We start from the raw sequence: 9,005 nt of genomic DNA, 5'->3' as shown, positions 1-9,005 counted from the left end.
GCGGCTGGGCGCCGGACAGCACGCAGAGCCGCGTCTGCCGGGAGACGTACGGCGACCACCCCGCCCCGTGAACACCGGCCCGCACCCTCGGCCCTGCCTAGTCGTCCAGCAGTTCCTGTTCCAGCCGCCCGATCGCGGTTCGTACGCCGTCGTTCCCGTGCCCGTCGTCCCCGAGCGCGTTCACGGCCGCGCGGGCCCGGGAGAGGTGGAGGCGCGCCGCGTCCGGGCGCTGGAGTTTCATGTAGTCGGCGGCCAGGTTGAGATGGAGCGAGGGATAGAACGCCCGCACCGCCGGCGAGGCGGGCACCGTGGCCGGTCCCTCCGCGGCGGTCAGCGCGCGCAGGTCCCAGGCCAGTTCGTCGCCGGGGTCGTCCTGCGTGTCCGCCATGTAGTGCGCGAGCGTGCAGCGGTGGAGCGCGTCGCCGGACTCGCCGATCTCGGTCCACAGCTCGCCGAACCGATTGCGCGCCTCTTCGCGGTCACCGCCGTGCAGCAGCATGACCGCCTGCCCGATCCTGGTCAGGACGCCGTCCTCCGACACCTCGCGCTGCCCCATCGCCGCCGCCTCCCGCGCCCGTCCGGTCGATCCCGTCCGCCCGACGCTAACCGCAGGGAACGGCAATCCCGCACAGGCTCACCCGCCCGGCGCGGGCCACCGGGCAGGTGCCCGCGCGGGCCGCGCCGCGCGCGGCGGAGGCGGCGGGGGCCGGGTCAGCCCAGGTCGGGGATGCGCCAGTCGATCGCCTTGTGTCCCTGCGCCGCGATCGCCTCGTCGATCTGCGTGAACGGACGCGAGCCGAAGAACTTCTTCGCCGACAGCGGCGAGGGATGCGCGCCCTTCACCACCACGTGCCGGCTCTCGTCGATCAGCGGCAGCTTCTTCTGCGCGTAGGCACCCCAGAGGACGAAGACCGCCGGGTCCGGGCGGGCGTCCACGGCGCGGATCACCGCGTCCGTCACCTGCTCCCAGCCCTTGCCCTTGTGCGAGTTGGCCTCGCCGGCCCGGACCGTCAGAACGGCGTTGAGCAGCAGCACACCCTGCTGGGCCCACGGCATCAGATATCCGTTGTCCGGCACCGGGTGGCCCAGCTCCTCCTTCATCTCCTTGTAGATGTTCCGCAGGGAGGGAGGCGTGCGCACACCGGGCCGCACCGAGAAGCAGAGACCGTGTCCCTGCCCCTCGCCGTGGTACGGGTCCTGGCCGAGGACCAGGACCTTCACCTCGTCGTACGGCGTGGCGTCCAGCGCTGCGAACACCTCGTCGCGCGGGGGGTAGACCGGCCCCTTCGACCGCTCTTCCTCGACGAACTCGGTGAGCTCCTTGAAGTAGGGCTTCTGCAGTTCCCCGCCGAGGACGCCGCGCCAGGATTCGGGCAGCATGTCGGTGTCGGTCACGTCAACAACCTCCGGTAAGCGATCAGTTGGTCCACCGCTGAACCTACCGGTGACCACTGACAATCGCGGCCGCCGCGACTACCAGCTGGCCTTGCGCCCGAACTCCCACAGCTGCATGACCGTCTGCGGGTCGAGCGCCCGCTCGCCGCCGCTGATCTCCTCCGACGCCGCGACGTAGAGCTTGCCCTGCCACAGCGGCAGCAGCCGGACGTCGTCGACGAAGATCTCCTGGGCGCGCTCGAACTGCTGGATGACCGCCCCGCGGTCGCTCTCGCGCCGCGACTGCGGCAGCAGCTCCGTGGTGATCTCGGGGCTCTCGTAAGGAGTGCTGAGCGCGTTGTTCTTGCCGACGAAGGGGGCCACGAAGTTGTCGGGGTCCGGGAAGTCGGGGAACCAGCCACGGCCGAAGACCGGGTACTCGCCCTTCTGGAAGCCCGCCTGGAAGTCTTTCCACGGCTTGCTCTTCAGCGTGATCTTGAAGAGGCCGGACGCTTCGAGCTGGCGCTTGAGCTCCGCGAACTCGGCCACCGTGCCGGAGCCGTACCGGTCGGTCGTGAACCAGAGCGTCAGCGGCACGGGGGTGTCGATGCCGGCGTCCTGAAGGATCGTCCGCGCCTTGTCGACGTCCGGGTCGCCGTACTCGTCGAAGAAGCTCGTGGCGTGCCCCGAGATGCCCTTGGGGACCATGGAGTACAGCGGCTCGGCCGTGCCCTGGTAGACCTTGGCCACCAGCGCGTCACGGTCGACCACCTGGGCCACCGCCTGCCGTACGGGCAGCTTCGCCGCCGACTCGTCCTTGGGGTTGAACACCAGGTAACGGATGTCGGCGCCGACCGTCTCGATCAGCTGGAGGTGGTCGTTCTCTTCCTTCTTCTGTTCGAGTTCGACGACTTCCTCCGAGGTCAGACCTCGGTAGATGACGTCGATCTCCTTCTTCTTGAGGGCTCCGAACATCTTGTCGGAGTCCTGGAAGTACTGGATCTTGACGGCCTTGTTCTTACGGTCGGCGAAGCCCTTGTAGCTGGCGTTCTCGGCCAGTTCGGCGTTGCTGCCGGGCGTGTACGACTCAAGGGTGTAGGGCCCGGAACCGGTCAGCTTGCCGTCCTCGCGGAGCTTGTCGGCCGGGTACTCCTCGGGGTCCACGATGGACATCGCGGGGGCGGCGAGCACGAACGGGAACGTGGCGTCCGGCTTGTTCAGGTTGAACGTGACGGTCAGCTCGCCGTCGGAGGTGACATCGTCGAGCGAGGCGAGGAGTCCGTTGGGACCACCGTTCACGTCGATCTTCACGATGCGGTCGAAGGAGTGCTTGACGGCGTCGGCGTCGAGCTCGTGGCCGTTCGAGAACGTCAGCCCCTCGCGGAGCGTGCAGCGGTAGACCTTGTTGGTCGAGTCCGTGAATTTGCAGTTGTCGGCGGCGTCGGGCTGTGGAGTCGTGCTGCCGGTGGGGAACGCGACCAGGGTCTGGAAGACGTTCCTGTACAGCTCCCACGAGTTGTCCCACGCGGCGGCCGGGTCGAGCGTGCTCGGCTCACTGGTGGTACCGACCGTGATCTTCTGATCCCCTCCGGCACTGTCCGACGAGAACAGGCCACACCCGGCCAGCAGGGATATGGACGCGAGGGCTGCAGCGGCCTGCAGACTGGTCCGGTTGAACACGTGCACGCTCCTTGTTCAGCCACGAGTCGGCCGACCATACCGCAGCGCCCCATCGGTTCAATATGCAGGTCCGATGGGGCACTTGAAGCATTTACCGACAAAACGTGTCAGTGCACACCAGCATTGAGGAAAATTCCGCCGTCGACGGCCAGCGTCTGGCCGGTGATCCAGTCCGACTGGTCCGAGGTGAGGAAGGCCGCGGCGCCGCCGACGTCCTCCGGAACGCCCAGTCGCCCCAGCGGATAGGAGGCCGCAGCCTCCGCCTCCCGGCCCTCGTAGATCGCCTGCGCGAACCTGGTCTTGATCACGGCGGGCGCGATGGCGTTGACCCGCACGCCCGGCGCGAACTCGTGGGCGAGCTGGAGGGTCAGATTGACCATCGCCGCCTTGCTCATCCCGTACGCCCCGATGAACGGCGAGGCCGACACCCCGGCGATCGACGCGATGTTCACGATCGCACCGCCGTGATCCTTCTGCCAGACGCGCCAGGTGTGCTGGGCGAAGCCGAGGGCCGAGATGACGTTGGTCTCGTAGACCTTGCGCGCCACGCCCAGATCCAGCTCGGCCATGGGGCCGAACACGGGATTCGTTCCCGCGTTGTTCACCAGGTAGTCGACGCGGCCGAACTCCTCCATGGTGCGCTCGACCGCGGCGGCCTGGTGCGCCTCGTCGTGGGCCTTGCCGGGAAAGCCGATCACCCGGTCCGCGCCCAGCCGTTCCACGGCCTCCTTGAGGGCGTCCTCGCCCCGCCCGGTGATGCACACCCGGTCGCCGCGGGCGACGAGCGCCTCGGCGATGCCGTATCCGATACCGCGGCTGGCGCCCGTGATCAGTGCGACCTTGCCGCTGTCGGGCCGGCCGGTGTCCTTCGGCTGCTGCGTCATGTCCGTCACTCTCCGGTTCAGTTGAGGGGTCCGCCGGCGACGTACAGCACCTGGCCGGAGACGAATCCGGCGTTCTCGCCCGTGAAGAAGGCGATCGCGTTCGCGATGTCGTCGGGGACGCCGACCCGCTGGACCGGGATCTGGGTGGCCGCCGCCGCCTGGAACTCCTCGAAGCCCATGCCGACACGGGCGGCGGTCTGGGCGGTCATGTCGGTGACGACGAAGCCGGGGGCCACGGCGTTGGCGGTGACGCCGAACTTGCCGAGCTCCTTGGCCAGGGTCTTGGTGAAGCCCTGGAGTCCGGCCTTGACCGCGGCGTAGTTGGCCTGGCCGCGGTTTCCGAGCGCCGAGCTGGACGACAGGTTGACGATCCGGCCGAACGAGGCGTCCACCATGTGCCGCTGGCAGGCGCGTGACATCAGGAACGCGCCCTTGAGGTGCACGTTCATGACCGTGTCCCAGTCGGACTCGCTCATCTTGAAGAGGAGGTTGTCGCGGAGCACGCCCGCGTTGTTGACGAGGACGGTGGGGGCGCCGAGTTCGGCGGCGACGCGCTCGACGGCGGACTCCACCTGGGCGGCGTCGGAGACATCGCAGCCGACGGCCAGGGCCTTGCCGCCGGCCGCCGTGATCGCGCCGACGGTCTCCGCGCAGGCCGCCTCGTCCAGGTCGAGTACGGCGACCGCCCGGCCCTCGGCCGCCAGACGTACCGCGCTCGCGGCGCCAATGCCCCGCGCCGCCCCGGTCACGACGGCGACACGCTGCTCGGTGGTGGACATGCTGCTTCTCCTCGCCCTTGGATCGCGGCGCCGGCACGACTGCTGAGCGACCGCTTAGTATTCAGCTGCCGTGACGCTAGAAGCCCTGACACCCGGTGTCAACGGCCCACGGGGCGGCCGAACGTATGTCACATCGCGGTGGCCGGCCCGCGAACCTCCGCCCGCCCCCGTCACCTACCGCACCAGCAGATCGAGCAGCCGCTCGACCTCGGCCGCCGGGTCGAGCGTCAGCCCCGTGTGGACGGGACCGGGCTGGACGACCGTCGAGCGTGGCGCGATCAACCAGCGGAACCGCCGGCCGGCGTCGTCGCGCGCGGCCTGTCCGGCGGGGTCGCCGCCCGCGCAGACGCCTTCGACCGCGCGCAGCGCGGCCCGTACCCCCGCCAGGTCGGCGTCCGGCGCCAGCGCGCTGAGCCGGGACTCGTCCAGGTGCGTACGCGCGGCCACGAACGACCTGGCGCGGCAGTAGACCAGCACCCCGGCGTTGATGAACTCACCGCGCTCGACCCTCGGCACCACCCGCAGCGGCGCGTACTCGAACACATCGCGTCCGTTCATCGGCCCTCGCCCCCGTCGTTCTTCGTGGGGTCCGGCGAGGCGGACGGACGCCCGGTCAGCCAGCCGGGTGCCTGCGAGGGGCGCTCCTTGACGGGCGTGTCGAACGTGAGGCGTTCGTGGATGGTCGCCGCGCGGGGCAGCAGGGCCGCCACGTAGGCGCGGCGCAGGGCGTCGGTGGAGTCGAACCCGGGCTCGTCCACGAGCCATTCGTCCGGGACGTCGGCGGCGACCTCGGTCAGCAGTTCCTCGGTGACCAGCGGCGCGAGCGCCTCGGCGGCGGAGGCGATGTCGGGGCGGAACGGTGCGAGGACGTGGTCGGAGGCGTCGTACGGCTTGGCCGCCGACGCCGCGGCGCCGGGCCAGTTGTGCTGCCAGATCATGGTGGCGCCGTGGTCGATGAGCCACAGATCCCCGTGCCAGACAAGCGTGTTGGGGTTGCGCCAGGACCGGTCGACGTTGTTGATCAGCGCGTCGAACCACACGATCCGGCCGGCCTCGGCCGGAGCCACCTCGTAGGCGAGCGGATCGAAGCCCAGCGATCCGGGCAGGAAGTCCATCCCGAGGTTCAGCCCGCCGCTCGCCTTGAGCAGTTCCTGCACCTCCTGGTCGGGCTCCCCCAGACCGATGACGGGGTCGAGCTGCATGGTGACCAGCTCCGGCACCCGCAGGCCGAGCCGCCGCCCCAACTCCCCGCAGATGACCTCCGCGACGAGCGTCTTGCGGCCCTGCCCCGCGCCGGTGAACTTCATGACGTACGTCCCGAGATCGTCGGCCTCGACGATGCCGGGGAGCGAGCCGCCCTCACGCAAGGGCGTGACATAGCGGGTCGCAGTGACCTCTTTCAGCATTCTCCCAGGCCACCCATCTCTTCAACCTTGCAATCCACGGCCACCCATGGAGGGGCGTAGCAGCGGGAATCACCCGTCAACGGGCCTGGGGAGAATCCGGGGAGTTTCGGCTGGCCTGCCGATCTCCCCGCTCCCCAAGCAGTCCGTCGATGGCGGTGCGCCCCTTGCTTCCAGCCTCCGGCATGAAGTGAGCATAGTAACCGAGGGTGATCGCGGGCGAGGAGTGCCCGAGCCACCGCGCCAAGGTCACGACAGACTCTCCGGCTTCCAGCATGATCGAGGCACAGGTGTGCCGCAGCACGTGAAAGCCGTCCTTCGGGGCCGCCGCCCATTGCCAGGGCTTCGCTCCCTCAGCGCGCAGCGGGATGATGCCGGCCTCGGCCACGCGGGCTTCCAGGCGTAGGTGTTCCACGTGTTCACCGCGACGGCGTTGCCGAATCGCGTGGTGAGCAGCAGAGAGAATTTTCTCCCCTGCCCCCCGGCCTTTCTCCCACGGAAGCTCCACCTGCACCGATGGGAACGCTTCGACGTGGCGCTTCAGCTCCTCGGCCACCGAGGAGGGCATGTCGACGGTACGGGTCTTCCTCCCCTTCGGCAGGGCGAAGTACAACCTGCCACGGATCGCCTGTACTTGGCGGCGGACGTGAAGGACGCCTCGCGCGTAGTCGATGTCCTCCGGGCTCAGCCCAAACACCTCGCCCTGACGGAGCCCGCATCCCAGGCCGACGACGACGGCTATCCGGTTTCGTGGGCTGATGACGTCGCGGACTCGCAGCGCCGTCTCCAACCGCCACGCGTCGCGTCGCTCTTGCGGTGCCTTTGGCCACCGCACGGACTTCGCATGCATGGGGTTCCTGGCGAGCCGCTTGTCGTCGACAGCCGCTTCCAGAATGGAGGAGAGCTCGGACAGAATGCCGCGCTGGTAGTCGACCGAGGAGACGGTTGACTCCAACTCGGCTATGTACGCGCGCAGATCCGCCGCCGTGATGTTCCTGAGGGGGATTTGACCCAGGTGCGGAATGATGTGAAGGCGCGCTCTCCGCTCCTGGTTGTCCCGGGTCTTCGGAACTCCGCCTCTTCCTGTTCACGGATCCAGGCGTCAAGGGCTTCTCGGCGGTACATGACACGACCGCGAGGATCCATACGGAAGCTCGGAGGCCCCTGCCGCCGGTGCCGCCAGACGTAGAGCGTGTGCGGTGAGAGGCCGAGATACTCGGCGGCGCCCTTGACGTTGAGGAATGCGGCGCGTACGGCGCCCATAGGAGCGGGTGTGACGGATGGGCCAGTTGGCGATCGTGCAGGCATGGAAGTAATGGTCACCACGATCACCGGTTTGGCTAACCGGCGATCGCGGTCTATGTTCTGCTCGCGCTCCGCTAGAAGCTTGTGCCCGCGCTGCCAGTCATGCCTCAATGCGTCACGACACGCTCAGGGATTCCATTGACATAAACCAGGTGGCAAGTTGAGCCTCCGGGGTGCGCCGCTCGGAGGATTAAGGATGGCGCCCTCGGGATAGCAGACAGGTTGCAGCAGGTTCTCGCCGAACAGGTTGGCTGCGGACGCCCAGCACCTCGGACACGGCGCCGTAATTCCTGTCGCTTGACCGAACCAGGTGTTCCGCGCGCCGAGCCCCCAAGAGAACAAGGGAAGTTAAGCGGGCGGATCGAATAGTAGAATGCGATAGAGCAGCCTACTATGTAGGACCATGCCAGCGAGGCGGTCCAGTGGCCAGGGTTCCGAATCAATCGCAACCCTGGCCACGCTGGAGCAACACATCAGTCTGACCTGGTGTTTCCCGGGACGTTGTACGTTGACATGCTCCCGGCGGCGGGTTCCAGTCCTTTGGAGTTATTTTTTGTCTGCCGTGGGCGAATGTCCACCGATACCAAAGGAAGCCCTCTGTGACCTCTGGGGGCTTCATTCGCTCCACCGAATGAAATCGGGCGGGGTGACGGGTGTCGCGGCCTGCGATGGATCGGCCTTCCCAAGCTGTTAAGGAGCTTCGTCAGGTGCCGGGCTCTCACACGCGTCCGCCTAAGCGTTGTCCCGTAAATGATCTCTGAGCGGCCTCGGGCATGGTGGACTGCTGCGCGGCGGGTGGTCTATCCGGCGAGGGCGAGGTTGTGCATCCGTGCGATGCCGAGCATGGCGTCGTGGACGCCGTCGCCTTTGAGACGGCAATCGCGGAGAATCTTCCAAGTCTTCATGCGAGCGAAAGCGTGCTCGACCCGGGCGCGGACCTGCTTGTGGGACTTGTTGTGGGCCTGCTTCCAGCCGGGCAGCTCCTCGCCTTTTCGGCGCCGGTGGGGCATCACGAGCCCGGTGCCCGGATAGCCGCCGTCGGCGATGGTCGTCGTCGTGCCGACGGCGGCCTTCGCCCCGGACTCCTCCCACGCCTTGCAGTCGTTGCGGTTGCCGGGCAAGGGCCGGCCGACCACCACGACGAGGCGGGTGTCGGCGTCGATGACCACCTGGTGGTTGGTGGAGTATCGGTAATTCTTCGACTGCTCAGCGACGGTGTGGTCACGGGTGGGCACCAGGGTGCCGTCCACGATGAGCACAGTGTCCTTCGCGAACCGCTTGCGGGGCTGGAGGGCGAGCATCGGCCCGAGGTGATCGATAATCCGGTCCGCCGCCGCCTTGGAAAACCCGAACAGCGGAGCAAGCTGCCGCATGGTCAGATTCGTGCGCCAGTACGCCGCGACCAGCAGTGTCCGATCCTCCAATGACAGGCTCCACGGCCGGCCCCTGCGGACCGCATTCGCGCCCTGACGCCGCAAAACCGTCACGAGCTTCCCGAACTGCCGCGGACTCAACCCGGTGAATGGGGCTATCCAAGAGGGCTCCGACGCCGTGATCACACCAGCCACAACAAGATCATC

Annotated in this window: 9 protein-coding genes and 1 pseudogene; all 10 read right to left on the bottom strand. The window is 68.0% G+C overall.

Annotation, left to right across the window (positions count from 1 at the left end; genetic code table 11):
* Nucleotides 1–97 precede the first annotated feature (97 nt).
* Nucleotides 98–556, bottom strand: a complete 459-nt coding sequence (locus GXP76_RS15295; RefSeq protein WP_242572056.1) for a hypothetical protein — start codon at nucleotides 554–556, stop codon at nucleotides 98–100.
* 155 nt (nucleotides 557–711) lie between these two features.
* Nucleotides 712–1,395, bottom strand: coding sequence for a uracil-DNA glycosylase (locus GXP76_RS15290; protein WP_242572055.1), 684 nt, complete (start codon nucleotides 1,393–1,395; stop codon nucleotides 712–714).
* A gap of 78 nt (nucleotides 1,396–1,473) precedes the next feature.
* Nucleotides 1,474–3,054 (bottom strand): ABC transporter substrate-binding protein, encoded by a 1,581-nt coding sequence (locus GXP76_RS15285; protein WP_242572054.1) that lies wholly within the window; start codon nucleotides 3,052–3,054, stop codon nucleotides 1,474–1,476.
* Nucleotides 3,055–3,161: 107 nt separating this feature from the next.
* Nucleotides 3,162–3,938 (bottom strand): SDR family oxidoreductase, encoded by a 777-nt coding sequence (locus tag GXP76_RS15280; RefSeq protein ID WP_242572053.1) that lies wholly within the window; start codon nucleotides 3,936–3,938, stop codon nucleotides 3,162–3,164.
* A 17-nt stretch (nucleotides 3,939–3,955) separates the two neighbouring features.
* The gene (gene fabG / locus GXP76_RS15275; RefSeq protein ID WP_242572052.1) at nucleotides 3,956–4,717 is read right to left on the bottom strand and encodes a 3-oxoacyl-ACP reductase FabG; all 762 of its coding nucleotides are present in this window, start codon (nucleotides 4,715–4,717) and stop codon (nucleotides 3,956–3,958) included.
* A 174-nt stretch (nucleotides 4,718–4,891) separates the two neighbouring features.
* Nucleotides 4,892–5,275: a DUF3037 domain-containing protein gene (locus GXP76_RS15270; protein ID WP_242572051.1), complete on the bottom strand. Its 384-nt coding sequence runs from the start codon at nucleotides 5,273–5,275 to the stop codon at nucleotides 4,892–4,894.
* Complete coding sequence (locus tag GXP76_RS15265) at nucleotides 5,272–6,123, bottom strand: DUF4996 domain-containing protein (protein ID WP_242572050.1); 852 nt, start codon at nucleotides 6,121–6,123, stop codon at nucleotides 5,272–5,274. The genes GXP76_RS15270 and GXP76_RS15265 overlap by 4 nt, the downstream gene beginning before the upstream one ends.
* Nucleotides 6,124–6,199: 76 nt before the next feature.
* Nucleotides 6,200–7,075, bottom strand: a complete 876-nt coding sequence (locus GXP76_RS15260; RefSeq protein WP_242572049.1) for a site-specific integrase — start codon at nucleotides 7,073–7,075, stop codon at nucleotides 6,200–6,202.
* A gap of 188 nt (nucleotides 7,076–7,263) precedes the next feature.
* Nucleotides 7,264–7,383, bottom strand: a pseudogene (locus GXP76_RS15250) (helix-turn-helix transcriptional regulator); the annotation flags it as partial.
* 842 nt (nucleotides 7,384–8,225) lie between these two features.
* On the bottom strand, nucleotides 8,226–8,993 hold the full coding sequence (locus tag GXP76_RS15245) for a transposase (RefSeq protein ID WP_242572048.1): 768 nt from the start codon (nucleotides 8,991–8,993) through the stop codon (nucleotides 8,226–8,228).
* Nucleotides 8,994–9,005: the final 12 nt, after the last annotated feature.

This window comes from Streptomyces sp. NP-1717, assembly GCF_022695985.1.
Taxonomy (GTDB): domain Bacteria; phylum Actinomycetota; class Actinomycetes; order Streptomycetales; family Streptomycetaceae; genus Streptomyces.
This window is presented reverse-complemented; position numbering and strand designations above follow the sequence as displayed.